The sequence below is a fragment of the Mesorhizobium sp. P2_C5_2 genome, from assembly GCF_056404535.1.
Window position 1 is genome coordinate 593,525 of record NZ_JBFUDV010000001.1, and the last position, 26,199, is coordinate 619,723.

Consider the following 26,199-nt stretch of genomic DNA (forward strand, 5'->3'; position numbering starts at 1 on the left):
GTCTTTGTCTTGCCAAGCAAGGGCCAACTGATCTAGACGCACCTTTGGAAGGGCCTGCCAGACCGTAAACCGGGGCGATCCCCTTCAGGGGCGTCCGCGACGGGGATAGAGCGATGCAGCAGCGGGTCTACGCGATCGTCGCTGTCGCCCGGGCGCGCGAGGCGGGCATTGTACTGACCATGCTCGACGAGGTCCTGGCCTTGCGCCGCTATCTCGACGTCGTAAGGCCGGCCATGCAAAGGCGGGCAGGGAAGAAGCCCTGGTGATGGTCAACGCTCTTCGCCGTATCGGCCGCCGGTTTCCGGATTATGGCTGGTCGTGGCCCACCGGCGGCCTCGACCAGCTTTTGAAGGCAGCGCTGCTGCCCGATGAGGAGGCGGCCGCCCGACACGCTGCGCGTTGGCTCGATGAAAACGTCATCGACGATGTCTCCTTCCGCGAACATCGGCTGCTGGCGGCGATCTCCGACAGGTTCGGCCGCAAACTCGCCGGCCACCCGGCGCATCCACGCCTTGTCGGCCTGCAAAAGATGCTTTGGACCAAATCGCGGCTGGCGATGCGCGAGGCCGAGCCTGCCCTTCAGGCTATGGTCGATGCCGGCAGCGCGGTCATGCTGATCAAGGGCGCCAGCCGTATCGCGGTGAACGCATCGGCGCAGCGCGGCAGGGTGGCGCACGACATCGACATATTGGTGCGCCCGCAAGACATGCTCGCCGCTTTCGACGTGCTGACGCAGCGCGACTGGCAGATCGCCACCGGCGTCAGCCCGCAGTTCCTGCGCACGAGGCTGGCGTCCTTGCGGTCGATGAATTTCTTCAAGGGCAATTTCGGCGATATCGACCTGCACCAGCAGGCCTATGACGGATCGCAGCAAAGCGCGGAAGATGATTTGGCGATCTGGCAGCGGGCGCGTTTTGCCGAGTTCAACGGCGTCCGCCTGCTCGTCCCATCACCTGCCGACCGCATGACGCTCGCCATCGCGCATGGCGGCCTCGATGCCCATACCCACAGCGACTGGCTGGTCGACTGCGCCGTCGCCATCCAGGGCGGCGAGGTCGACTGGGACGTATTTGCCGACATCGTCGCCAGGCGCCATTTGGCCGTTGCTGCAGCGGTGGCGCTGTCCTATCTCAGTCTGGAGATCGGCATAGCGGTGCCACTGGGCGAACTCCTGCGAACGGTGGCGAGCGCCGATCGCGCCGGCCTGTCGCGCTGGTCCTCGGTTTTGCAAGCCAAGCCACGCACCGATTTCGGTAGCCTCGTCTGGCTGTCGCGCGGCTTTGCCAAGCAACTGCGCCTGAAACGCAAGAAAGGCCGCCTGCAGCAGCCGGCAGCTACCGTCTGGCGCGGCAAGCCGGTCTTGCGCAGGGCAAAGCCGGCGCCGGCGCCCTTTGCACTTTCGCAGGCTCTGCCGCCTCCGGACAGGGCTGGGGAGATGACGCTGGACGTCACCGTCAGGATCGTCGTTCCGCCGGTGCGCCGCCGCATCGAGATGGAGATCAATGCCGGCGGCCTGCATGTCGCCCGCCTGCGCTCATTGGTGATCAGCCGTGCCGGTGGGGAAAAGGTGCTGCATTTTCGTGGTCGGGTTAGCCTGGGGGAGTCCGGCCGGGCGCTGGTGCTCGAAGCCCGGCCGTCGCGCCAGTTCCGCACCTGGGACAATGAGGCCGAAATCGCCGCCTATGGCGCATTGCCGTTCCAATTGCTGTCGGCGCGGTTTTCGCCAACCCGCTAAAGCAATTCCAGGAAAAGTGTGGGCGGTTTTCCCGGGAAAAGCGCGGAGCGCTTTCCCTTGGGAATTGCGTAAAAACAAAGACATATCTGTTCAGACGCCGTAGCGCTCGGTGCGGATGATTTCCGCTGATATGCCGGCGTCGATCAGCGCCTGGGCGGCCGCCGAGACGAAGGCGTTCGAGCCGCAGACGAAGGCGAGCGTCGGCGGTTGCGGCAGCCGCGTGAGCGCCTGCATGACCATTGCCGTGTCGATACGCCTCGAATAGTCGGACGGACGCTGTGCCGCCTCGCGCGTCAGCGTCAGCACCAGCTCGAACCCGTCGCGGTGGTCGTCGAGACCGATCAACTCGTCACGGAAGATCACCTCATCCCAGACCCGCGCCGAAAACATCAGCGCGACCGGCTCCGCCGATTTGCGCAAGGTCCGGTGACGCACCATCGCCATCAGCGGTACGACGCCGGAACCGCCGCCGACCAGAAGCAGCGGCCCGCCATCGCTGTCGGACCAGACGAAATGCCCGCCAAGCGGCCCGCGCAGCTCGATCTCGTCGCCGACCGCAGCCACCTCGTGGAAGAAGGGCGAGACCTCGCCATCGTCGAGTTTCTCGATCGCCAGCTCGATCGTGGCGCCACTCTCCGGCGCCGAGGCGATGGAATAGGAGCGGCGAGCCTGATAGCCGTCAGGCGCCGTCAGCCGGACGTCAACATGCTGTCCGGCGCGATAGGCAAAAGGTCGCGACAGCGCGAAGAAGAAACTGGTGACGCGCGGCGTGCGCTTCTCGATCCGGGTGATTTTCGCCGTCTGCCAGGGAGATTGCGGCACTTCGCTCATGGATCGCTGCTGTAGCGCTGTTCGCGCCACGGATCGCCATAGATGTGATAGCCGCGCAATTCCCAGAAGCCCGGCTCGTCACGCTCGGTGAACTGCAGCCCGTTCAGCCATTTGGCCGACTTCCAGAAATAGAGATGCGGCACCAAAAGCCGCGCCGGGCCGCCATGGTCCGGCGTGATCGGCTTGCCTTCGTAGAGCAGCGCCACCATCGCCTTGCCGGTGGTGAGATCCTTGGCCGGCACGTTGGTGGTGTAGCCATCATAGCCATGCGCCAGCAGGAAGCCGGTCGGCGCTTCGATGGCGGCATCGGCGAGAACGTCGTCGACCAGCACGCCTTGCCAGGCGGTGTCGAACTTGGTCCAGGCGGTGACGCAATGGATGTCGCGCATCATCTTGGTCAAGGGCAGCGCGTTGAACTCGGCCCAGTTCCATTTCTTGATCGGGCGCGGCCCATGCTTGAGCGTGAACGACCAATCCTCGGTGCGCACGCGCGGCGTCGGCCCCGCCGACAGCACCGGAAAACCCTGTTCCAGATATTGCCCGGGCGGAATGCGCGCGTCCGTCTCTGTCGGAGGCTTTCGACCGGAGAAAAAACCGCGAGTGGCCATCGGGACTTGTCCGTTTGCTGCGAGCCGAGCTGCCGCAGTGTTCTCGAAGATATCCCGGCGGGCAACAGGAATTTTGGCTGCGCGGTACGGCAGGCCTGCCGGTGATCCCGGCGAGCCTGCCGTATCATGTGCTCAGCCGGCGGCGAAAGGCACAGCGAAGAATATCTGCGCGTCGCCGCGGTCGACCAGAAGCAGCACCGACTTCCGGCCCGACTTGCCGGCCTCGGCGATCGCCTGGTTGGCCTGCCTTGCGTTGCGCACCGGAGACTGGTCGACGGCGACGATGACATCGCCCGGCTGCAGGCCGGCATTGGACGCCGCCTTGTCCGGATTGACCCGCTCGACCACGGCGCCGCGCTGGTTGGCCGCCAGGTTCAGCTCCTCGCGTATATCGGGCGTGAGGTCGGTCAGACCAAGGCCGAGCGAGGGCACGCGAAGCGCCTGGCCGGCCGAGGGCTTTTGATTGTCGCCCTCAGTCGAGGCGGTCTTCACATCGTCATTGTTGCGGCCGACATCAGCGGAGATCTGCACCGTCTTGCCGCCGCGCCAGACATCGAGCGTTTCCTTCGCGCCGGGCGCGACATCGGCGACGGCGCGCGACAGGTCCTTGGGATCCTTGATCGGCTCTCCGGCAAAGCTGGTGATGACGTCCCCGGTCTTGATCCCGGCCTTTGCCGCCGGCGATCCTTCGGTGACCTCGGAAACCAGCGCGCCGCCGGGATGGTCGAGGCCGACGGCGCCAGCCACATCCGGCGTCACCGGCTGGATCTGGACGCCGAGATAGCCGTACTGGATGTTGCCGCCCTTCATCAGCTTGGCGACGACCTTCTGCGCCTGGTCCGACGGGATGGCGAAGCCGACGCCGACACTGCCACCGTTGGGCGAATAGATCGCCGTGTTGATGCCGACGACATTGCCCGCGACATCGACCAGCGGACCGCCGGAATTGCCGTGGTTGATCGGCGCGTCGATCTGGATGAAGTCGTCGAAGGGACCGCTGTTGAGGTCGCGGCCGCGCGCCGAGACGATGCCGGCGGTGACAGTCGTGCCAATGCCGAACGGATTGCCGATGGCGAGTACCTGATCGCCAGGCATGAGCTTGTCGGAATCGCCCCATTTGACAGTCGGCAGCGGCTTGTCCGCCTTGATCTTGAGCACGGCAAGGTCGTTCTTGGCGTCGTGGCCGACAAGCTTCGCGGGAAGCTCGGTGCCGTCGTCCAGCGTCACCTTGATCGATGTGGCGCCGTCGACGACATGGTTGTTGGTGACGATTGTGCCGTCGGCATCGACGATGAAGCCGGAACCAAGTGCCTCGGCGCGCTGTGCCTGCTGTTGCGGCGGGGTCTTGGGCATCGGTATGCCCTGGTCGCCGAAGAACTGGCGGAAATAGTCGTCGAAGGGCGAATTGCCGCCGAAGGATTGCTCCTCGCTCATATCTTGCGGCTGCGCCTTCATGACGGTGGTGACGGTCACCACTGCCGGCTTGTCGACGGCCACGATCGGGGCGAAGGAGCCGTTGGGCGCCGTAATTCCAGCGACGGGGGTCTGAGTCGTGGCGACGGTGGTGTTTGCACTTTGCGCGAAAGACGCGATGAAAGGGCTTACGATCAGCGCAGCGCCCAGCAAGGCCGCGACGCGATGTCTGCGAAGTATGTCTGACATGGTCGTTTGTCCGGGCGAGAAATGATCCGGCACCGTGGCCTGGGGAAGGTCATCAGCGTGTCGACGGTCGCGGTTGCCCGTCTCGCCTGGCATGGCAGCCGGCCGGATCGACAGCCCTGCATCTAGGGCACGGATCGGCCCGATTTAGGGTTTTTGCCCTATCTTACGAAGATTTAATATCCGCTCACATTTTCGTTAGAGCGGCTCACCGTTTCGCGGAAACGGCGAAACGTTCTAACTTTCCTTTTTGTCTTGACGCAATTCCGGACGGAAAACCGCTTCACACTTTTCCTGGAATTGCTTTGTCAGCGGCCTTCGGTGCGTCTGAGATAGGCGGTGGCGATCTCGCGCATCCGATTGCCGTCGAAGCTCGGCCCATGGCCGCCATGGCCGAGGCGGACAGGCAGGTCGAGCAGCCTCTGCATGGTGCGGCGATAATCGGGTTTGGAGGAGTCCGGCAGGTCGTCGATCAGCATGGAATCGTAGATGGCGTCGCCAGCAAAGAACAGGCCGTCGGCCTCGTCGAACAAAGCGATCGAATCGGGAGAATGCCCCGGCAGATGCAGCACGCGGAACTGCCTGTCGCCGAGGTCGACGACGTCGCCCTCATCCAGCGTGCGCGTCAACGGCGCCGGCGGGATCTTGTAATCGGCCGCCGTCCAGCCCGGCGCCGGCAATTTCGAGACGGCGCCGTCGAGATTGTTGAACATGTAGGCGTAGGTCACCTGCTCGTTCATGGTCTCGAAATGTTCGGCACTGTGCCGCGGCCCGGCGCGCAGCGGAAACTCGTGCAGCGAGCCGACGTGGTCGAGATGGATGTGGGTGGCCACAGCGATCAGCGGCTTGCCCGCAGGCGTATCGATCTGCGGCGCCAGCGGGCAAATGCCCATGCCGGTGTCGACCAGCAGGTCGGCGTCGCGGCCTTTGAAATGCCAGATGTTGGCGCGCACGAAATCGTGCACGAACGGTTCGGTCAGCATCGTCGTCCGGTCGTCGATGATGGTCTTGCCGAACCAGTCGCCGACAACACGTTCGCCCATGAAACTGCCGCCCACCGGACAGCCGCCTTTCAGACGAAGGGCTTTCCGACCTTGTATTTTTCCGGCACCAGCCGCTTCAAATAGGCCATGCCGGCTTCTGATAGCTGGTTGACGTCGGGCTTCATGAAATCGTCGGGCATATGACGCGTCTTGCCGGCGACGTTCTTCAACGGCACCTTCTTCAGCACGGTCTTCGTGCCGTCATATTGCAGCGCCACCGAACCGCCGCCTTCTCCGGCAACGGCGACCGCGAAGGCGCCGGCATCGAAGGCCTCCTGGGCGTCGACGGCGCTGATCGCGCCGATATAGCCGCGCGGCATGTAGCCAAGCGCATCGACACGCGCGCGCTTGCCCGGCAGGCCTTCGGCCAGTGCCCGCTCGAGGGCAGCCGGCAGGTCACTGCCCGACAGCTTGACGTTGCCATGCGCGTCGCGCTCGAGCTTATCCGGCGGCACCAGGCTTTCGACCAGCGCCTTGCCGTCTGCGGTGCTGACGCCTTCCGAGACGGCGACGATGCAGCGCTTGTGGCGGTCGAGCGAGGCGCGCACGTCGTCGATGAAGCCGGCGGCCGAGAACGGTCGCTCCGGCACGTAGACCAGATGCGGGCCGCTGTCGGGATCGAGCTGCCAGGCGGCAGCAGCCGCGGTGAGGAAGCCGGCATGGCGGCCCATGACGATGCCGACATAGATGCCGGGCAGCGCGCGGAAATCGAGATCGACGGACAGGAAGGCGCCAGCAACGAATTCGGCCGCCGAGATGAAGCCCGGCGTGTGGTCGTTTTCCTCGAGATCATTGTCGATGGTTTTTGGCGCATGCACGAAAGCAATGCTGCCGCCGGCGGCGTCTGTCAGGATCTGCTGCGTGCCCGACGTGTCGTTGCCGCCGATGTAGATGAAGGCATCGGCGCCGGCCTTCTTCAGGCCGTTGAGGATGACCTCGCAATAGGCGGCGTCCGGCTTGTCGCGTGTCGAGCCAAGAGCGGCACTCGGCGTGCCGGCGATCAGCCGCAGACGATCTTCGGGGATGGCGGAGAGGTCGACATAATTGCCGTCACGGATGCCGCGCACGCCGTGGATCGAGCCCAGCACCTTGGCGCCGGGATGGCGCTTGCGGATTTCCAGCGTGGCGCCGACGACCGTCTGGTTGATGACGGCGGTCGGGCCGCCGCCCTGTGCGATGACAAACGTTCCAGCCATGCTTGATGTCTCCCGGCGCTGTGGTTTTCAAGGCACCTTGGCCTGTCTTGCCGCATCGCGCAACGGGAGGATAGGAGCATGATCCCGAAAAGTGGAAACCGGTTTTCGGATAAGATCATGCTCTAACAAGAAGATCGAGCGGCGCCAAACCGCCGCGGAAGGATCAGACGACGACGACCGGGTTCTTCTTGGAAACGCGGCTGTAGAGGTCGATGATGTCCTGGTTGATCAGGCGGACGCAGCCCGACGACATCGCCTGGCCGATGCTCGCCCATTCGGGCGAACCGTGGATGCGGTAGCCGGTGTCCTTGCCGTCTTGGTAGATGTAGAGCGCACGCGCACCGAGCGGATTGGTGAGGCCGCCGGGCTGGCCGTTTTGCCACTTCACCAGTTCCGGCTTGCGCTGGATCATTTCCGGCGGCGGCGTCCAGACCGGCCATTCCTTGCCGTACTGGATGTTGGCGCGGCCGGACCAGCGGAAACCGTCCTTGCCGATGCCGACGCCGTAGCGGATGGCGTCGCCGCCCTCCTGCACGAGATAGAGCTTACGCTCCTGCAAATGGACGACGATTGTGCCGGGCGCTTCGCCGGTCTCGTTGACGACGATCTGGCGGCGGAACTCCGGCTTGACCTTCTGATAGGGCACTGCCGGCACTTCGAAACCGCCATCGGTGAGCGCGGCGTACATGACGTCGGGGCCGGTGACGTTCTTGTCGACGCTGATCGCCGGGCGGATCGGCCGTACCGAGCCGGTGACCGTGTCATCCAGCTGCAACTGCGGCAGTTCGAGCGTCGAGGTGCTGCAGCCGGCCATACCGAGCAGCGCCATGGCGCCGGCTCCTGACAACACGAAGCGGCGGGAATAGAGATTTTCGGTTTCGATTGCGTCGCCATTTCCAGGCGGCGTCAGATTCTGCGGCAACTCACGCATGCACCCAAACCCTACACTGTCGGCGGGAAACACGGTCCGGCCGGATAGCAGGCAGTTTCGCCAAACATGGTTGAAAAAGGGTGAAGGCCTCACGATCGGTCTTAACCCTGTGCCGCCATTAGCCGCGACGGCCACGCGAAATGGCACCCCGCGCATTTTTTCAGATGGCTCTTTACATTCCCGCGGACCCGAGGATTTATCCTTTTCTTTGCGCTCAAGGAGACAAAGATGTCGTTCGAAAACTGGGCCGCCTTCGCCGCCGCCTCCACCGTCCTGCTGATCATTCCCGGCCCGACCATTCTTCTGGTCGTGTCCTATGCGCTGGGCCAGGGCTGGCGCACCGCCTTGCCGATGGCGGTCGGCGTGGCTCTGGGCGACTTCACCGCCATGACATTGTCGATGCTTGGCATCGGCGCGCTGCTGGCGGCTTCGGCAACCGTATTCACCATCTTGAAGCTGATCGGCGCCTGCTATCTGATCTATCTCGGCATTAAACTGTTTCGTGCCGGCGGCGCGCTGAAAGCCGAGCCGCGCACCGACGCCGTCTCGGCCGCCAAGATGATGGCGCATGCCTGGCTGGTCACCGCGCTCAACCCGAAAAGCATCACCTTCTTCGTCGCCTTCCTGCCGCAGTTCCTCAACCGGGAAGCCGAATTTTGGCCGCAGATGCTGATCTTCGAGACGACCTTCCTCGCGCTCGCCTTCGCCAATGCCTTCGGCTACGCGCTGATCGCGGCGCGCGCCCGCAATGTCGTGCGCAACCCCAAGGCGATCCGCATCTTCAACCGCACCGGCGGCACGCTGCTGGTCGGCGCCGGCATCGCTACAGTGGCAATACGTTCGGGGAATTGACGTCTTTGCCGATGCGGGTGAGGCCGACAGGCCTCACCACTTCACGCTAAAGCCCAGGTTGCCCTCAAGAATGCGCCGTTTGTCGCCGCCAAGATTGGTGGTGTAGTCGCCGGTGGCGAAGAGGCTGACCTTGTCGGTCACCTTGGCGACCACGCCGCCGCCGAATTCCAGCGATGTCGACTTGCCTTCGGTCGAGATGTCGGTGGCGCCGAAATTGACGTGGTCGGTGCCGCCGAAATCATGCCAGAGATTGGCCTTCAGGTAAGGCTGCAGCGCGATACCGTTCAGCACCGTCTCGCCCTGCAGCCGCAACCCCAGCCTGCCGCTCACCTGATCGTCGAGATCGAACGAGACCGACGAAAAGCGGTCCTTGGCATCGTCGAGCGACAGATGCTGCCAGACCAGCTGCGCCTGTGGCTCCAGCGTCCAACCTTGCGCCAGCGCGATGAGGTAGCCGCCCTCCAGCGAAGCCGTGATGCCGGTTCCGTCGATGTCGATGCCGATGTCGCGCGAAGAGGTTGCCGAGCCACTGAAGAAGGTGGCCATGAGCACGCCGTCGAGATACCAGCCGCCCTGGCCGATGCGCGTCCAGTAGCTGCCGATGCTGGTGCCGCCGAGATCGATGCCGCCGACGGCGAGACCGTCCTGCCCCAACGCCTGGCCGCGCACATCGCCATTCATGCTGCCATAGCCGATGAACAGGCCGGCGCGATCGACGCTGCCTGATGCGGTCTCGCGCCCGAACAGATCGAATCCCGCCTGCAGGCCGAACAGCGTGCCGTCGAAGGACGGCGACACCGTTCCCGACCAGGCCATTTTGGTGTCCTGGCCGAAAATGCGGCCCCAGACCGGCGACAGTTCGGTGTTCGACAGCAGGCTCTGTTCGCCACGCCGTTCATGGAAGGTGCCGAGCGTCGCCATCGTAAGATGCTGCGCCACTGGCGGCACGGCCGAATAGACGGGAACCTCGATGCGGTAAAGCAGGATTTCCTCACCTGCAGCCGGGATCGGCAGATCCGGTGCATCCGTTGGCACTTCCGGTGGCGGTGGCGGAGGATCCGCCTCCGCCGCAGGTGGCGGCGGTGGCGGCGGCTCGGGCTCCGGATCACCGGCCTGGACCGGCGGCGTCGGATCGACCGGCGGATTGTTGACGTCACCTTCGGTCGGCGGCGGTACTGGCGGCAGTTCCGATGGCGGCGGTGGCGGCTCGGTCTCCGGCGCTTCCGGCTCCGGCGCCGGAGTGGGTTCGAGCGCTGGCGGCGCCGCGGCCGGCGTCGTCGGTGTTATCAGCGTCGAGCGCAGATACCAGTTCTCTTCGCTGCCGGCGGTGACCCCGCCCTTGAACAGATAATATTCGAAGGCGCCGGCGGCGACCGGTGCGTCGAGCGCAAAAGCGCCGGCAGCCGTTGTCGCGCCGTTCATCGCCTGGACGACCATGATGCCGTCCGCAGTGGTCTCCGCACCGGCACCGCCGACATTGACGACCGTGATGCCGGTCGAGCCGGAGGCCGTGCCGCCGGACAGGACAAGCTTGTCGGAGTCGGAGCTATCGTCGCCGAGCTCCGTCTGGATGAGCAACAGGCCGCCGAGGCCGGTATAATTGCCTGATATCGTCAGGCGGTCGGTCACGCTCGCGCCGCCGTTGGTCAGGTCGATGCGGCCGGCATTCATCACTTCGGCCATTTGGCCGGCGGTAAAGGCCTGGATCGAGGCAATGAAGCCGCCGCCATAGAGCGTGCTTGCCTGATCTACGTTCAACGACCCGGTGCCCGAACCGCTGTCGCCGAGCACAAGATTGCCGTCCAGCGTCAATTCGGTGTCGTTGGTGGCGTTGATCGTCTCCCAGTTCTGAACCCGGCTGATCCCGTCCAGCGAGACATTGTCGAAGGTCAGCGTATCGGCGCCAGCGCCACCATTCAACGCGTCGGTGCCACCGAGATTGGCGTTGGTGAGATTGCTGAGCTTGGCGGTGTCGTTGTCGCCGCCGAGATCGAGCATGCCATAGATGATGCCACCGCCATTCCAGACGAAGCTGTCGGCGCCGAAACTCATCAGCACATCGCCGCCGACGGTACCGCCGGTAACCGTTACGCTGTCGGCGCCGCCGCTGACGCTGATGTTGCCGCCAATGGTGCCGCCTGAGAGAAGGATCGTGTCGTTGCCGAAACCGGTGACGAGGTTGCGGTCGATGGTGCCGCCGGACATGTTGAAGTAATTGTCGTCGAGCTTCATGTTGACGCGGCCGATGCGGCCTCCGGTCATCACCGCATGGTCGCCGTCGTCGAAGAAATCGACAATGCGCCCACCGCTCATGAAGAAGGTGTCGAGGGCGTCGCCCTGGTTGAGCGAACCGATCTGGCCGCCGCTCATGTTGAAATCGTCGATACCGGCGCCTTGCTGGACATTGCCGGCGACAGTGCCGCCGCCGATGGTGAAGAAATCCGTGCCGCCGCCCTGGTCGACGCCGCCGGTGATGGTGCCGGACTGCATGTCGATGCGGTCGATGCCGGTGCCGAAGGTGACGTTGCCGCTGATCTGTCCGGTGCCGGCAGTGGGGAAGGTCAGCGTGTTGTCGCCGCTGGTGTCGGTGAGGCCGCCGCCCGAATCGCCGCTGTCGCAGATGTAGGCGGTATTCCCGGCCGGTGGGACCAGCGCGCAGGCGGCGAAGGCCGTAGAATTGGGCAGCAACGCCAGTGCCGTAGTTGAGAGAACGCTAATTAACCACGGATGTGGCTGACGCAGCTTTCGCCGCGATGAAGCAACTGTTCCCTCCACATCCCGCAAACAACTGTCCGCAGGCCTGTTCTTCAGGTGCCGCATCGCGTCCCTCTCGATTCGCGATTTCAAAGTCCCCGCCCAGCGCCGCAATGAAGACACAATCCGCCAGATTTTACAAAGCCTATTCTGCACCTCATGGTTGATGAACTACGAAACTAGTTGAACTGGGCTCCGGTACTGATTGGTCCAGACTTCGCTTGGCGCGCCCGCCGCCGATGCTCTAGGATCGGCCGCGCAGCTGGAATTTTGTGATCACCGGAGGACCGGGCATGGCAATCAGGGACGCATTCGGCCTGACCTTATCAGGCGCGACGGAGGCCGGCTTCACGCCCTACAGCCAGGCTGTCCGTGAATTGCAATGCTTCATCGGCGACCCCGTCGCTTCCGTCGATCGCGCCATTGCGGCCGACCCGGGCTTCGTCATGGCGCACGTGTTCAAGGGCTATCTCTTCGGCCTTGCCACCGAACGCGAGGCAACAGCGGTGGCCAAGGCATGCCACGAAGCTGCGCTGCCGCTTGCCGCGACAGCGCGCGAGCAGGCGCATGTCGCGGCCCTTGGCGATCTCGCCGCCGGCCGCTGGCACGAGGCCTCACGCTTGCTCGAAGATATCGCCATCGACTTCCCGCTAGACGCGGTGGCGCTGCAGACCGGGCACCAGGTCGACTTCTTCACCGGCAATGCCCGCATGCTGCGCGACCGCATCGGCCGCGCCCTGCCGTCATGGCAAAAAGACATGCCTGGATACCACGCCATCCTCGGCATGCAGGCGTTCGGGCTGGAAGAGATGGGCGACTATGCACAGGCCGAGAAGTTTGGTCGCACTGCGGTCGCCATCGAGCCGCGCGACGGCTGGGGCCAACATGCCGTCGCTCACGTCATGGAAATGCAAAGCCGGCAAAGGGATGGCATCGCCTGGATGCGCGCCAATCCCGAGGCGTGGACGAAAGACAGCTTCCTGCAGGTGCACAATTGGTGGCATTTGGCGCTGTTCCACTACGATCTCGGCGAGACCGGCGAAGTGCTTGATCTCTATGACGGGCCGATCTACGGCACCCCGTCGGCGATGGCGCTCAATATGGTCGATGCCTCGGCAATCCTGTGGCGGCTTCATCTCGGCGGCGTCGATGTCGGCGACCGCTGGATAGCGCTCGCCGCCAACTGGCCCAAGGTCGGTGCCGGCAATTACGCCTTCAACGACGCCCATGCGATGATGGCCTTCGTCGGAGCAGGGCTCGAAGCGCCAGCCAAGACCTTGCTCGAGGCGCAGCAAGAGGCGATGCGCGGCAGTGACGACAACGCTGCCTTCACTAGGGATGTCGGCCATCCGTTGACGCTGGCGATCAAGGCGTTTGGCGAAGGCAATTACGCCGAGGCGGTGCGCCTGATCCGTCCCATTCGTGCCATCGCTTATCGCTTCGGCGGCAGCCATGCCCAGCGCGATGTGATCGACCTGACGCTGATCGAAGCGGCATTGCGCGCCGGCGGCACGGCGCTTGCCCGGGCCTTGACGGCCGAGCGCCAACTGGCCCGGCCGGACAGTCCGCTGTCGGCGCTGTTTTCGCGGCGCGCAGCAGATTTGTCAGAGAATTGACCCGCAACGGATCTTGTTTTAAAAACTGGCCAAGCCAGATTTTTTCGAGACCCGAAAAAATTAATGGTAATGGGAGGACTGCATGTATCTCGGCCTCGATCTCGGCACGTCGGGCGTCAAGGCGCTGTTGATCGATGCCGGGCAAACCGTCATCGGTTCCGGCCATGCTTCGCTTGACGTATCGCGGCCGCATCCCGGCTGGTCCGAGCAGAACCCCGCCGACTGGGTCCGCGCCTGCGAGACCGCGATTGCCGAGCTGAAATCAGCGCATCCGAAAGAGCTTGCCGCGGTCAAAGGCATCGGCCTGTCCGGCCATATGCATGGCGCCACCTTGCTCGATGCCGCCGACCAAGTGCTGCGCCCCTGCATATTGTGGAACGATACGCGCAGCCATGCCGAGGCGGCAGCACTCGACGCCGATCCGCGCTTCCGCAAGCTGACCGGCAACATCGTCTTCCCCGGCTTCACCGCACCGAAACTCGCCTGGGTGAAGAACAACGAGCCCGCTGTCTTCGCCAAGGTGGCGAAGGTGCTGTTGCCGAAGGATTTCCTGCGATTCTGGCTGACCGGCGAGCATATGTCGGAAATGTCCGACTCGGCCGGCACGTCCTGGCTCGATGTCGGCAAGCGGCGTTGGTCGGCGGAATTGCTAGCTGCGACATCGCTCGACGAGACGCAGATGCCGTCGCTCGTCGAAGGCACGGAAAAGGCCGGCGCCTTGCGCGCCGAACTCGCCTCCAAATGGGGCATTTCGGCTGGCATCCCGGTTGCCGGCGGCGCCGGCGACAATGCGGCTTCCGCCTGCGGCATGGGCACGGTCGGCGCCGGCCACGCTTTTGTGTCGCTGGGTACATCCGGCGTACTGTTTGCCGCCAACGCGTCCTATCTGCCCAACCCGGCCAGTGCGGTCCACACTTTCTGTCACGCGCTGCCCAACACCTGGCACCAGATGGGCGTCATCCTGTCGGCAACGGATTCGTTGAACTGGCTGTCGGAAATATCGGGGAAAAAGGCCGGCGAACTGACCGCCGAACTCGGCGAGGCGCTGAAGGCGCCGAGCGGCGTGTCGTTCCTGCCCTACCTCTCGGGCGAGCGGACGCCGCACAATGATTCCGCCATTCGCGGGTCCTTCACCGGGTTGGCGCATGAATCCAGCCGCGCAGTGCTGACGCAAGCCGTGCTTGAGGGCGTCGCCTTCGCCTTCCGCGACAGTCTCGAAGCCTTGAAGACAGCCGGCACTACCTTGACGCGGGTGACGGCGATCGGCGGCGGCTCGCGCTCTCGCTACTGGCTGAAGGCGATCGCCACCGCGCTGCAAGTGCCGGTGGATATTCCCGCAGATGGCGATTTCGGCGCCGCCTTCGGTGCGGCGCGGCTCGGGCTGATTGCTGCGACGGGGGCGGACCCGCTCAGCGTGTGCACGGCGCCGAGGACGGATGCGACGATCGAGCCGGATGCCGTGCTTGGTGGGGCGTATGCGGATGCCTATCAGCGCTACCGGGCGCTGTATCCGGCGATCAAGGCGGCAACCGCGTGAGCAAGCGCGAGGCACCCCCCTCTGCCCTGCCGGGCATCTCCCCCTCAAGGGGGGAGATTGGCAGCCTCGGCGCCCCGCTCATTCCTGCAACGCTGGAGACTGGCGAAAGCCGGCGTGATAGCCAATCTCCCCCCTTGAGGGGGAGATGGCCGGCAGGCCAGAGGGGGGTGCCTGGCGCCCACCCCGGCAGTAAAGCCTCACTGCGCTGGAACCTTGTCCAGAAACCCGGTGACGCTCTTGAGCCGCCCATTCTCGATAACGCCGATATCAGTGCCTTCTATGACGGAGGGCACACCTTCCGGTCCGAGATTCCACGAGAAGCGGATCGTGTCGGCAAAGCCGTCCGGCTTGCCCTTCAGCGAGAACCGGAAGCTGGCAAAGCGCTGCTGCACGCCATCGATGAGCGCGGCGACACCCGCATGGCCGTCGCCCTGCATCAGCGGATCGCGATAGCTGACGTCTTCGGTGAAAGTCGCTTTGAGCAGCTCTGCGCGGCGATCCGCATCGGCCTCGTTCCAGGCGGTGATGTAGTTTTGGGCGATCGTGTTGAGGTCGGTCATGGTCTGTCTCCTTCGTTGAGCGGCTTTGACACGAGCCTTTTCACCCCATGGCAAGAACGAAACCAATTACGCCTGAGGTAATCAGGGCGAACTATTCGAGAGAGGACAGAGAATCATGAGCAGCGGATTTTTCGGCGACATCCAGAAGATCAAATATGAAGGACCGGATTCGACCAATCCGCTGGCCTACCGGTTCTACAACCCGGATGAGGTCGTCGCCGGCAAGCGGCTGGAAGACCATCTGCGCTTTGCCGTCGCCTACTGGCATTCCTTCGCCTGGCCGGGCGGCGACCCCTTCGGCGGCCAGACCTTCGACCGTCCCTGGTTCCCCAAGGCTGGCGGAGTCGACACGATGGAACTGGCCAAGCTCAAGGCCGACGTCGCCTTCGAAATGTTCTCGCTGCTCGGCGCGCCCTATTTCTGCTTCCACGATGCCGATGTGCGGCCCGAGGGCAAGGATTTCTCCGAAAGTGCTGCGCGGCTCGACGAGATCGCCGACTATTTCGCCGGCAAGATGAAGAAGACCGGCGTCAAGCTGCTCTGGGGTACGGCAAACCTGTTCTCCAACCGCCGCTTCATGTCGGGCGCCGCCACCAATCCCGATCCGGATGTCTTTGCCTATGCGGCGGCAACGGTGAAAAGCTGCATCGACGTCACCAAGCGGCTGAAGGGCGAGAACTATGTGCTGTGGGGCGGGCGCGAGGGCTATGAGACGCTGCTCAACACCGACCTTGCGCGCGAGCAGGAACAGGCCGGCCGCTTCCTCAGCCTCGTCGTCGACTACAAGCACAAGATCGGCTTCAAGGGCACGATCCTGATCGAGCCGAAGCCGCAGGAGCCGACCAAGCACCAGTACGACTACGATGTCGCGACCGTCTACGGCTTCCTCAAGCGCTTCGGACTGGAAAAGGAGGTCAAGCTCAACATCGAGCAGGGCCACGCCATCCTGGCCGGCCATTCCTTCGAGCACGAACTGGCGCTGGCCAATGCGCTCGGCGTCTTCGGCTCGATCGACATGAACCGCAACGACTACCAGTCGGGCTGGGACACCGACCAGTTCCCCAACAATGTGCCGGAAATGGCGCTGGCCTATTATCAGGTCTTGCAGGCCGGTGGCTTCAAGACCGGCGGCACCAATTTCGACGCCAAGCTGCGCCGCCAGTCGCTCGATCCGCAGGATCTGCTGATCGGCCATATCGGTGGCATGGATTCCTGCGCACGCGGTCTCAAGGCGGCGGCCCGCATGGTCGAGGACAAGGCGCTGTCGGGTCCGCTGGCCGAGCGCTATGCCGGCTGGAACACCGCCGAGGCCAAAGCGATGCTGTCGGGCAAGCGCTCGCTGGAGGATATCGCCGAGCGCGTGGTGAAGAAGAAGATCGAGCCGCAACCGCGCTCCGGCCGTCAGGAACTGCTGGAAAACATCGTCAACCGCTACGTCTGAAGGCGGAAAGCCGATTCGCACTGCGTAAGGGGCGGCAGGATGAACACCCCTGCCGCCTTGGAACGCTTTGTGCGGCAGCCCTCTTCCGGCGACATGGTTTTGCCCCTCGTCGCCCCTCAATGACCTCGCTCTTGCCTTCAAACTGCCGTCACGTATCTCGTATAAGAGTGCCGTCGTGGCGGGTGAAAAGGAAGGAGGCGAACCGATAATGCAACACGAACGCGAAATCGACGCCCTACTCTCATCCGGTGAGACCGGATCGATCATCGATCGGCTGATGGCGCTGCCGCGGCCGACCGACAATGTGAAAAACGAATGGGATCGCGCTGTCAGCAGCCGTTTCGAAGTCCGACTGGCGAGGCAGATGCGCTCGCAGATGGACGCCGGCGGCGATCGACAGAACGCCGCCTGATCTCTCTTTGTCTGTGCATGTCGCTATCCCAAAACCGCGACACACTTTTGGGCGACATGCATCAACCTCGGCGGAGCCGCACCGGCGCTTCGCCGAACGCTCTTGAAAACGCTCTGGAAAATGCCGCGGCGGACGAGAACCCCGTCCGCCCGGCAATATCCGCCATGGCGATTCGCGTGTCGACAACCAGGCGGCGCGCTGCTCCCAGCCGCAACCTGAGATAGTAGGCGCCGGGCGTCTCGCCGATCGACTTGCGGAAAATGCTCTCCAATGTCCGCGCCGTCACCCCGGCGCGTTTTGCCACCGCATCGATGGTCAGCGGCTGGTCGACATGCGATTCCATCAGCCGGATGGCTTGCGCCAGGCGCGGGTCATAGCCGTCGAGCCGGCCGAGCGAGACCAGCGGCTGCGCATCGGTGGCGGCGCGGGCCTGGTCGTAGATGAAGACGCTGGCGACATCGAGCGCGACAGCCATGCCGAGGCGGGTGCGGATCAGATGCAGCATCAGGTCGAAGGTCGGCGACGCCCCGCCCGAGGTGAACACCGGCCCGTCGATGACATAGCGGTCTGGGCGGACATCGACGCCGGGAAAGGCCGAGGAGAAATCCTCCATGTCTTCCCAGTGGGTGGTGGCGCTGCGCCCTTCGAGCAGACCGGCGCGCGCCACCAGCCAGGTGCCGGCCTCGACGCCGCCGCAGGCGCGGACCGCTCGGGCCGCTCGCCGCAAGCCGGAAAGCAGCGCCGACGTCGCGTAATTCTGGGTGCCGAAGCCGGCGACGACGACAAGCACATCGGTCGCCTCGGCCGCATCGAAACGGCCGCTGACCGCCACGGGCAGGCCGCATGTGGTGACCGGAGCTTCTCCAGTGACCGAGACCAGTTTGAAATCGAACAGCGTCTCGCCGGAAATGCGGTTGGCGGCGCGCAGCGGATCGACGGCCGATGCGACGCACATGATGGACGAGCCGGAAAACACCAGCAGCGTCACCTTGAGCGGTGAGCGTTCCGAGCGAAAGATGGTCGGTTTTTCGCTTTTGATCATGGAAGCTTCGTAAAACGCAAAACAGTTTGCTGCAAGTCGGATCATTGTTAGGCTTCTGATGATGGGAGGAGATTGCAATGCCGCTCGCGATGAACCGTGAGGTCTTCATTACCTGTGCCGTCACCGGCTCCGGCGGCACGCAGGATCGGTCGCCGCATGTGCCGCGCTCGCCCAAGCAGATCGCCGATTCGGCCATCGACGCGGCCAAAGCCGGTGCTGCCATCGTCCACTGCCATGTCCGCGACCCCGAAACCGGCAAGCCCCGCCGCGATGTCCATCTCTACCGCGAAGTGACCGAGCGCATCCGCGATGCCAATGTCGATGTGGTGCTCAACCTCACCGCCGGCATGGGCGGTGACATGGTGTTCGGTTCGCCCGAAGCGCCATTGCCGCTCAATGAAAAAGGCACCGACATGGGCGGCGCCACCAACCGCATGGAACATGTGCGCCAGTGCCTGCCGGAAATCTGCACGCTGGATTGCGGCACCATGAATTTCGCCGAAGCCGATTATGTCATGACCAACACGCCCGGCATGCTGCGCGCCATGGGCGGCATGATGACGGCGCTCGGCGTCAAGCCGGAGATCGAAGCCTTCGACACCGGTCATCTCTGGTTCGCCAAGCAGCTGGTCGAGGAAAAGGTGCTGAACCCCGATGCGCTGGTGCAGCTCTGCATGGGCGTGCCGTGGGGTGCGCCGGACGACCTCAACACATTCATGGCGATGGTCAACAATGTGCCGTCGACCTGGAATTGGTCGGCCTTCGCCATCGGCCGCAACCAGATGGCCTATGCCGCCGCGGCAGTGCTTGCCGGCGGCAATGTCCGCGTCGGCCTGGAAGATAATCTGTGGCTCGACAAAGGCGTGCTGGCCACCAATGCGCAGTTGGTCGAGCGCGCCGCCAGTGTCGTCACCAATCTCGGCGCCAGGATTCTGGGGCCGGAGGAAGTGCGCAAGAAGCTGAACCTGACCAAGCGGGCGCCGATCGCAGCCGCGGCATAAAGCGGAGGCTGACCATGGCTACCGTCAAATTCACCGCGATGAAGGATGGCGACAAGGACGATTACGAGTTCCTGACCGCCCATGAAATCGACTATGCCGCCAAGACCGGCGAGCGGTTGCTCGACGCCCTGGTGCAGCTCGACGAAGGCCTGTCCGGCTACAAGATCACCCGCCTCGGCCATTCGCTGCAGGCGGCGACGCGCGCCTGGCGCGACGGCGCCGACACCGACTGGATCGCCTGCGCGCTGTTGCACGACATCGGCGACATCTACGCGCCCTACAATCACGACGAATACGCCGCGTCGATCCTGAAGCCCTTTGTGCGCGAGCAATGCACCTGGGTGGTGGAAAAGCATGGCGACTTCCAGCGGCTCTATTACGCCCACCATCTCGGCGGCAACCGCCACGCCCGCGACCGCTTCGCCGGCCATATGTATTTCGACGATTGCGACCAGTTCTGCGAGCGCTGGGACCAGTCGAGCTTCGACCCCGACTACGAGACGCTGCCGATCGAATTCTTCCGGCCCTTCGTGCTCGAAGTCTTCGCCCGCAAGGCCTACGACGCATCGGTGATCCGCGCTGGCGAGCGCGTGCCTCTCATCGACCCTCAGACAGTCAAGACAAGAACCGGAGCCTGACCATGAGCATCATCAACAAGGCGGCCGCCATTGGCGGCGGTGTCATCGGCGCCGGCTGGGTGGCGCGGCTGCTGCTCAACGGCATCGATGTGTCGATCTTCGATCCGGACCCGGAAGCGTCGCGCAAGGTCTCGGAAGTGATGAAGGGCGCCCGCCGCGCCTACAAGCAGATGGTTCCCGGCGGCCTGCCCAAGGAAGGCAAGCTGACCTTCGCCAAGACCATCGCCGAAGCGGTGGCCGATGCCGACTTCATCCAGGAGAGCGTCCCGGAACGGCTCGACCTGAAACACCGCGTGCTGGCCGAGATCGATCTCTATGCGCCGGCCAACGCCATCGTCGGTTCCTCGACCTCCGGCATCAAGCCGACCGACATGCAGGTGGCGATGAAGAAGCACCCGGAGCGGCTGGTTGTCGGACATCCCTTCAACCCGGTCTATCTCTTGCCGCTGGTCGAGATCGTCGGCGGCGAGCAGACGTTTCCCGAGGCGATCGAAGTCGCCAAGGAGATTTATACCTCGATCGGCATGAAGCCGGTGGTCATCCGCAAGGAGATCGAGGCCTTCGTCGGCGACCGCCTGCTGGAAGCCGCCTGGCGCGAGGCGCTGTGGCTGATCAAGGACGGTATCTGCACAGTCGAGGAACTCGACGACATCATGCGCTACGGCTTTGGCCTGCGCTGGGCGCAGATGGGCATGTTCCAAGTCTATCGCGTCGCCGGCGGCGAGGCCGGCATGCGCCACTTCATGGCGCAGTTCGGGCCTTGCCTCAAATGGCCGTGGACCAAGCTGATGGACGTGCCGGAGTTCAACGACGAGCTGGTCGATCTGATCGCCACCCAGTCGGACGACCAGGCGCACGGCCTGTCGATCCGCGAACTGGAAAAGATCCGCGACGACAATCTGGTCGCGATCATGGATGCTTTGTCGAAGCAGAACAAAGGCAAGGGCTGGGGCGCCGGCGCCTTGCACAAGGACTATACCAAGCAGCTGGCCAAGCTGGCGGCGAAGAAGCTGGCCGCTTCCAAGGCCGCCGAAAAGGCCAAGGCGTCGAAGCTGGTGAAGAAAGCTGAGAAGCCAAAGAAAAAGAAGAAAGGCTGAAGCCATGGATTTCGGGCTATCGGAGGAACAGAAGCTCATTGTCGAGACGACGCGTGCGTTCGTCGAGAATGAGCTTTATCCGCACGAACGCGAGGTCGAGCGCACCGGCGTGCTGCGCCGCGAGTTGATCGAAGAGATCAAGGTCAAGGCGATCGAAGCCGGGCTCTACGCCGCCAACATGCCGGCCGATGTCGGTGGCGCCGGCCTCGATACGGTGACCTGGCTGCTCTACGAAAAGGAACTCGGTCGCGCCAACTACGCGCTGCACTGGACCTGCGTGGCGCGTCCCTCCAACATCCTGCTCGCCGGCACGCCGGAGCAGCGCGAGAAATACCTGTTCCCGTGCATCCGCGGCGAGAAATGGGACTGCCTGGCGATGACCGAGCCGGGCGCCGGCTCCGATTTGCGCGGCATGAAGGCGACCGCCGTGCAGGACGGTGACGACTGGGTGCTCAACGGCACCAAGCATTTTATCAGCCACGCCGATCTCGCCGATTTCGCGATTTGTTTCATGGCTTCGGGTGAGGAAGAAACGCCGCGCGGCAAACGCAAGAAGATCACCGCCTTCTTCGTCGACAAGGGCACCAAGGGTTTCACGGTGCGCGACGGCTACCGCAACGTCTCGCATCGCGGCTACACCAACGCCATCCTCGAATTCGACGATTGCCGGCTGCCGGCGAGCCAGGTTCTGGGCGAAGTGCACAAGGGTTTCGAGGTCGCCAATTCTTGGCTCGGCGCCACCCGCCTGCAGGTCGGCGCCACTTGTCTCGGCCGCGCCGAGCGGGCGCTCGGCCATGCCATCGAATATTCAGCACAGCGCCAGCAGTTCGGCCAGCAGATCGGCAAGTTCCAGGGCGTGTCGTTCAAGCTGGCCGACATGGCGACGGAACTGAAGGCGGCGGACCTGATGGTGTTCGAGGCCGGCTGGAAGTACGATCAGGGCACCGTCACTGACCAGGACATGGCGATGGCCAAGCTGAAGGCGACCGAGATGCTGGCTTACGTTGCCGACGAGGCGATCCAGATCCATGGCGGCATGGGGCTGATGGATGACCTGCCGCTGGAGCGCATCTGGCGCGACGCCCGCGTCGAGCGCATCTGGGAAGGCACTTCGGAGATTCAGCGACATATTATTTCGCGGGCGCTGCTGCGTCCGTTCGGAGCTTAGAGCATGATGGACCCCAAACCGGGTCCGGTTTTGGGGAGAAGATCATGCTCAAACGAAAAGATGGCCATGCATAAACTCGAACGTCTCCTGCGCCCGAAGTCGATTGCCGTGTTCGGCGGGGCGCAGGCCGCTGCCGTCGTCGCGCAATCGATCAAGATGGGCTTTGCCGGCGAAATCTGGCCGGTGCATCCGACCAAGGACGAGGTGGCCGGCCGCAAGGCCTATCGTTCTGTTGCAGACCTTCCCGGCGCGCCCGACGCCGCCTTTGTCGGCGTCAACCGGCATCTGACCATCGAGGTGGTCAAGGCGCTGACCGAGCGTGGCGCCGGCGGCGCCGTCTGCTTTGCCGCAGGCTTTCTCGAGACCGAGGCCTATGACGACGACGGCGAGCGGCTGCAGGCCGAATTGGTGGCGGCTGCCGGCCAGATGCCGATCATCGGCCCGAATTGCTACGGCCTGATCAACTACGCCGACGGCGCGCTGCTGTGGCCCGACCAGCATGGCGGTATCAGGCTGCCCGAAGGCGCCAAGGGCGTCGCCATCATCACCCAGTCCTCCAACATCGCCATCAACATGACGATGCAAAAGCGCGGCCTGCCGATCGCCTTCCTGATGACGGCCGGCAATCAGGCGCAGACCGGCCTGTCAGAAATGGCGCTCGGCCTGATCGAGGATGAGCGCGTCACCTCGCTTGGTCTGCACATCGAGGCCTTCGATTCGGTAGCCGGCTTCGAGCGCTTGGCGGCGCGGGCGCGCGAATTGAAGAAACCGATCATCGCCATGAAGGTCGGCCGCTCGGAACAGGCACGGCAGGCGACCGTCTCGCACACCGCATCGCTTGCCGGCTCGGACGCGGCATCAGGCGCCTTCCTCAGGCGTCTCGGCATTGCGCGCGTCGATTCCATCCCCGCCTTCATCGAAGCGCTCAAGCTGCTGCATGTCACCGGGCCGCTGCCCGGCTATCGTCTGTCGTCGATGAGCTGTTCGGGCGGCGAAGCCTCGGTCATGGCCGACAGCGCCGAGGGGCGCTGGGTCAACTTCCCGGAGCTCACCAGCAAGCACCGCGCCCATGTCAAATCGACGCTCGGACCGCTGGTCGCGGTCGCCAACCCGTTGGACTACCACACCTTCATCTGGAACAACGAGCCGGCGATGACCGCCACCTTCACCGCCATGGTGTCGGGCGGGTTCGACCTCAACATGCTGGTGCTCGATTTTCCGCGCCCGGACCGCTGCTCGGTCACCGACTGGTGGGCGACGCTGCGCGCCTTCGAATCGGCGCTGAAGACCAACAAGGCGCATGGCGCCATCGTCTCCTCGCTGCCGGAGAACCTGCCGGAGGAATACACCGCCGAGCTGATGGCGCGCGGCATGGTGCCGTTGTTCGGCATCTCCGAGGCCATGGACGCCGCAGGCGCCGCAGCCTTCATCGGCTGGGCCTGGGCTGAGCCTCAGGCGCAGTCGATCGACACGACGGCAGCCGGTGCTGCCCGAGGCGACCATGTCACCCCAGACGAGGCCGAAGCCAAGGAGCGGCTGATCAAGGCCGGCTTGCCGGTGCCCAAGGGCGAACGCGCCGCCAATGCGGTCGAGGCGGTGATTTCGTCGATGGCGCTCGGCTTCCCGGTCGCGCTGAAAGCACTCGGCGTCACCCACAAGTCGGAAGTCGGCGCTGTCAGGCTGAGCCTCAAGGATGCCGAATCCGTCAGCACAGCGGCGCATGATCTGTTGCCGCTCGGCACCGGCCTCTATGTCGAGCGCATGGTGCGCGACGGCGTCGCCGAGCTGATCGTCGGCTTCACCCGCGACCCGATGTTCGGCGCCGTGATGACACTGGGCACCGGCGGCGTGCTGGTCGAGCTGTTGCGCGACAGCGTCACCCTGATGCTGCCGGCGACGCGCGACGATATCGAGGCGGCGTTGCGGCGCCTGAAACTGTTCCCGCTGCTCGAAGGCTACCGCGGCCGGCCCAAGTCCGATGTCGCTGCTGCCATCGAGGCCATCGCCGGCATTGCCGACTTCGTCCAGAAGAACGCCGGCGACATCGAGGAACTCGACATCAACCCGCTGATCGTCTGCGCCGAGGGCAAGGGCGCCTGGATCGCCGACGCGCTGCTGGTGCTGGGAGACAAGAAGAATGTCTGACGTCATTTCGACCCGCCGCGAGGGCACCATCCTCGAGGTCACGCTCGACCGGCCGAAGGCCAACGCCATCGACCTCAAGACCTCGCGGCTGATGGGCGAGACCTTCAAGGCGTTCCGCGACGATCCGGAGCTGCGGGTCGCCATCGTCAAGACCGCCGGCGACAAGTTCTTCTGCGCTGGCTGGGATCTGAAGGCCGCTGCCGGTGGCGATGCGGTCGATGGCGACTATGGCGTTGGCGGTTTTGCCGGCCTGCAAGAGCTGCGCGACATGAACAAGCCGGTCATCGCCTGCGTCAACGGCATGGCGGTGGGCGGCGGCTTCGAGCTGGCGCTGTCCTGCGACCTCATTTTCGCCTCCGACCACTCCTCCTTCGCGCTGCCCGAGATCCGCGCCGGCACGCTGGCTGATGCCGCGACGATCAAGCTGCCGAAGCGCATTCCCTATCATGTCGCCATGGACCTTTTGCTCACCGGCCGCTGGATGGATGTCGCCGAGGCGCATCGCTGGGGTCTGGTCAACGAAGTGCTGCCCAAGGAAAAGCTCGAGGACCGCGTCTGGGAGATCGCAAGGCTGCTGGCCAGCGGCCCGCCGCTGGTGTTTGCCGCGATCAAGGAGACGGCCCGCGTGGCCGAGGCGCTGACCTTCCAGGATGCGATGAACCGCGTGACCCGCCGCCAACTGGCGACCGTCGATGCGCTTTATGGCTCGGAAGACAATATGGAAGGGTTTCGCGCGTTTGCGGAGAAGCGCGATCCGGTGTGGAAGGGCAGGTAGCCTCGCAGACGATGGCGTTCCTTCACACCCCCCTCTGCCCTGCCGGGCATCTCCCCCGCAAGGGGGGAGATCAGATGTCACTTCCGCTTTCGCCAATCACCTGCGTTGCAAGAAAAGCGCCGCGACCGATGCTGCCAATCTCCCTCCTTGCGGGGGAGATGGCCGGCAGGCCAGAGGGGGGTGGCTGGGCTCGGCCTTTGCATCTGGCGCGGCCAGCATGACCGACTACAAAACCCTCATCGACGCCGAGACCTGGGCCTTCATCGAGCGGACGAATTCCTATTATCCGCCCGACACGATCGACTACACCATTGCCCAGCAGCGCGCGATCTATGACCGGATGTGCCGCGAGTTCTTTGCCGGCTATCCCGACGGCGTGACCGCGGAAACAAACGTCATTGCGGCGCATGACATTCCGATCCGCATCTATCGCAGCGCTACCCCGAACAAGGCGGCGATGGTGCTCTACGTCCACGGCGGCGGCTTCATCCTCGGTGGGCTCGACAGCCACGACGATGTCTGCGCCGATTTGTGCACCCGCACTGGCTACGAGGTGGTCTCGGTCGACTACCGCCTGGCGCCGGAGCATCTGCACCCGGCCGCCTTCGAGGATGCGCTGCATGCCTTCGAATGGGCAACCTCGACGTACGACCGTCCCGTTGTGCTTTGCGGCGACAGCGCCGGCGGCAATCTGTGCGCCGCCGTCGCCCACGCGACGCGCGGTCACGCCAAAAAGCCGATCGGTCAGGTGCTGATCTATGCCGGGCTTTTCGGCGACCGGTCGAAGGGCTCCTATGTGACGCATGCCGAGGCGCCGATGCTGACCGTGCGCGATATAGAGTTCTACAAAGATATCCGTACCGGCGGTGTTGATCGAACCGGCGACGTCAGTTTGTCGCCGCTGGCCGACGCCGATTTCACCGACCTGCCGCCGACAGTGCTGATCACCGCCGAGTGTGACCCGCTGTCATCCGACGGCGAGGCCTATCGCGACCGCATCCGTGCCGCAGGCGGGCATGCGACATGGTTCGAAGAGCCAGGACTGGTGCACGGCTATCTCCGGGCCAGGCACACAGTCGGCCGTGCCCGTGCCTCCTTCAGCCGCATCATCGAGGCGGTCTCGGTGCTTGGCAAGGGCGACTGGATCTGGTGAACGGC

Annotated in this window: 23 protein-coding genes; 14 read left to right on the forward strand and 9 right to left on the reverse strand. The window is 64.3% G+C overall.

The window, feature by feature from the left end; genetic code table 11:
• Positions 1–113 precede the first annotated feature (113 nt).
• Together AC1D1B_RS02735 and AC1D1B_RS02740 are read left to right on the forward strand one after the other, a co-directional pair.
• A complete protein-coding gene (locus AC1D1B_RS02735) occupies positions 114–266 on the forward strand; it encodes a hypothetical protein (RefSeq protein WP_477329159.1) in 153 nt (50 codons plus the stop codon).
• Entirely contained in the window at positions 266–1,735 is a 1,470-nt protein-coding gene (locus AC1D1B_RS02740) for a nucleotidyltransferase family protein (protein WP_477329160.1), read from the forward strand. The genes AC1D1B_RS02735 and AC1D1B_RS02740 overlap by 1 nt, the downstream gene beginning before the upstream one ends.
• A 90-nt stretch (positions 1,736–1,825) precedes the next feature.
• Here AC1D1B_RS02740 and AC1D1B_RS02745 read toward each other — a convergent pair whose 3' ends face one another.
• The 6 genes from AC1D1B_RS02745 to AC1D1B_RS02770 form a co-directional block, all read right to left on the reverse strand.
• Positions 1,826–2,566: an FAD-binding oxidoreductase gene (locus AC1D1B_RS02745; protein ID WP_477329161.1), complete on the reverse strand. Its 741-nt coding sequence runs from the start codon at positions 2,564–2,566 to the stop codon at positions 1,826–1,828.
• Positions 2,563–3,174: a molybdopterin-dependent oxidoreductase gene (locus AC1D1B_RS02750; RefSeq protein ID WP_477329162.1), complete on the reverse strand. Its 612-nt coding sequence runs from the start codon at positions 3,172–3,174 to the stop codon at positions 2,563–2,565. The genes AC1D1B_RS02745 and AC1D1B_RS02750 overlap by 4 nt, the downstream gene beginning before the upstream one ends.
• A 132-nt stretch (positions 3,175–3,306) precedes the next feature.
• A complete protein-coding gene (locus tag AC1D1B_RS02755; RefSeq protein WP_477329163.1) occupies positions 3,307–4,836 on the reverse strand; it encodes a DegQ family serine endoprotease in 1,530 nt (509 codons plus the stop codon).
• Positions 4,837–5,141: 305 nt separating this feature from the next.
• A complete protein-coding gene (locus AC1D1B_RS02760; RefSeq protein WP_477329164.1) occupies positions 5,142–5,876 on the reverse strand; it encodes an MBL fold metallo-hydrolase in 735 nt (244 codons plus the stop codon).
• A 29-nt stretch (positions 5,877–5,905) separates the two neighbouring features.
• On the reverse strand, positions 5,906–7,072 hold the full coding sequence (locus tag AC1D1B_RS02765) for a diphosphate--fructose-6-phosphate 1-phosphotransferase (RefSeq protein WP_112565578.1): 1,167 nt from the start codon (positions 7,070–7,072) through the stop codon (positions 5,906–5,908).
• A 163-nt stretch (positions 7,073–7,235) separates the two neighbouring features.
• The gene (locus tag AC1D1B_RS02770; protein ID WP_477329165.1) at positions 7,236–8,003 is read right to left on the reverse strand and encodes a L,D-transpeptidase; all 768 of its coding nucleotides are present in this window, start codon (positions 8,001–8,003) and stop codon (positions 7,236–7,238) included.
• A 228-nt stretch (positions 8,004–8,231) separates the two neighbouring features.
• Between AC1D1B_RS02770 and AC1D1B_RS02775 the strand changes: the two genes are divergently transcribed.
• Positions 8,232–8,855, forward strand: coding sequence for a LysE family translocator (locus AC1D1B_RS02775; protein ID WP_477329167.1), 624 nt, complete (start codon positions 8,232–8,234; stop codon positions 8,853–8,855).
• Between the two features lie 33 nt (positions 8,856–8,888).
• Here the strand turns inward: AC1D1B_RS02775 and AC1D1B_RS02780 are convergent, their stop codons facing one another.
• Positions 8,889–11,675 (reverse strand): autotransporter family protein, encoded by a 2,787-nt coding sequence (locus AC1D1B_RS02780; protein WP_477329169.1) that lies wholly within the window; start codon positions 11,673–11,675, stop codon positions 8,889–8,891.
• 227 nt (positions 11,676–11,902) lie between these two features.
• Here AC1D1B_RS02780 and AC1D1B_RS02785 point away from each other — a divergent pair, with 227 nt between their 5' ends.
• Positions 11,903–13,225 carry a tetratricopeptide repeat protein gene (locus tag AC1D1B_RS02785; RefSeq protein ID WP_477329171.1) on the forward strand — a complete coding sequence of 441 codons (1,323 nt, stop codon included), beginning with the start codon at positions 11,903–11,905 and terminating at the stop codon, positions 13,223–13,225.
• Positions 13,226–13,307: 82 nt separating this feature from the next.
• Positions 13,308–14,762: a xylulokinase gene (xylB, locus tag AC1D1B_RS02790; RefSeq protein WP_477329173.1), complete on the forward strand. Its 1,455-nt coding sequence runs from the start codon at positions 13,308–13,310 to the stop codon at positions 14,760–14,762.
• A gap of 197 nt (positions 14,763–14,959) precedes the next feature.
• On the opposite strand, the gene AC1D1B_RS02795 is transcribed toward xylB, so the two are convergent.
• The gene (locus tag AC1D1B_RS02795; protein WP_477329174.1) at positions 14,960–15,322 is read right to left on the reverse strand and encodes a nuclear transport factor 2 family protein; all 363 of its coding nucleotides are present in this window, start codon (positions 15,320–15,322) and stop codon (positions 14,960–14,962) included.
• Between the two features lie 115 nt (positions 15,323–15,437).
• Between AC1D1B_RS02795 and xylA the strand changes: the two genes are divergently transcribed.
• Together xylA and AC1D1B_RS02805 are read left to right on the forward strand one after the other, a co-directional pair.
• Positions 15,438–16,763: a xylose isomerase gene (gene xylA / locus AC1D1B_RS02800; RefSeq protein ID WP_477329176.1), complete on the forward strand. Its 1,326-nt coding sequence runs from the start codon at positions 15,438–15,440 to the stop codon at positions 16,761–16,763.
• Positions 16,764–16,971: 208 nt separating this feature from the next.
• Positions 16,972–17,175, forward strand: coding sequence for a hypothetical protein (locus AC1D1B_RS02805; RefSeq protein WP_454587559.1), 204 nt, complete (start codon positions 16,972–16,974; stop codon positions 17,173–17,175).
• Positions 17,176–17,236: 61 nt separating this feature from the next.
• On the opposite strand, the gene AC1D1B_RS02810 is transcribed toward AC1D1B_RS02805, so the two are convergent.
• Positions 17,237–18,217, reverse strand: a complete 981-nt coding sequence (locus AC1D1B_RS02810; RefSeq protein ID WP_477329178.1) for a GlxA family transcriptional regulator — start codon at positions 18,215–18,217, stop codon at positions 17,237–17,239.
• Positions 18,218–18,294: 77 nt separating this feature from the next.
• Between AC1D1B_RS02810 and bcoG the strand changes: the two genes are divergently transcribed.
• The 7 genes from bcoG to AC1D1B_RS02845 all read left to right on the forward strand — a co-directional run bounded on the left by bcoG (position 18,295) and on the right by AC1D1B_RS02845 (position 26,194).
• The gene (gene bcoG / locus AC1D1B_RS02815; protein ID WP_477329180.1) at positions 18,295–19,218 is read left to right on the forward strand and encodes a 3-dehydrocarnitine:acetyl-CoA trimethylamine transferase BcoG; all 924 of its coding nucleotides are present in this window, start codon (positions 18,295–18,297) and stop codon (positions 19,216–19,218) included.
• A gap of 14 nt (positions 19,219–19,232) precedes the next feature.
• Positions 19,233–19,856, forward strand: coding sequence for an HD domain-containing protein (locus AC1D1B_RS02820; protein ID WP_477329182.1), 624 nt, complete (start codon positions 19,233–19,235; stop codon positions 19,854–19,856).
• A gap of 2 nt (positions 19,857–19,858) precedes the next feature.
• Complete coding sequence (locus AC1D1B_RS02825; RefSeq protein WP_477329184.1) at positions 19,859–20,953, forward strand: carnitine 3-dehydrogenase; 1,095 nt, start codon at positions 19,859–19,861, stop codon at positions 20,951–20,953.
• 4 nt (positions 20,954–20,957) lie between these two features.
• The gene (locus AC1D1B_RS02830) at positions 20,958–22,121 is read left to right on the forward strand and encodes an acyl-CoA dehydrogenase family protein (RefSeq protein ID WP_477329185.1); all 1,164 of its coding nucleotides are present in this window, start codon (positions 20,958–20,960) and stop codon (positions 22,119–22,121) included.
• A 66-nt stretch (positions 22,122–22,187) separates the two neighbouring features.
• Complete coding sequence (locus tag AC1D1B_RS02835; protein ID WP_477329187.1) at positions 22,188–24,266, forward strand: acetate--CoA ligase family protein; 2,079 nt, start codon at positions 22,188–22,190, stop codon at positions 24,264–24,266.
• On the forward strand, positions 24,259–25,041 hold the full coding sequence (locus AC1D1B_RS02840; protein WP_477329189.1) for a carnitinyl-CoA dehydratase: 783 nt from the start codon (positions 24,259–24,261) through the stop codon (positions 25,039–25,041). The genes AC1D1B_RS02835 and AC1D1B_RS02840 overlap by 8 nt, the downstream gene beginning before the upstream one ends.
• Positions 25,042–25,258: 217 nt before the next feature.
• Entirely contained in the window at positions 25,259–26,194 is a 936-nt protein-coding gene (locus AC1D1B_RS02845; RefSeq protein WP_477329190.1) for an alpha/beta hydrolase, read from the forward strand.
• Positions 26,195–26,199: the final 5 nt, after the last annotated feature.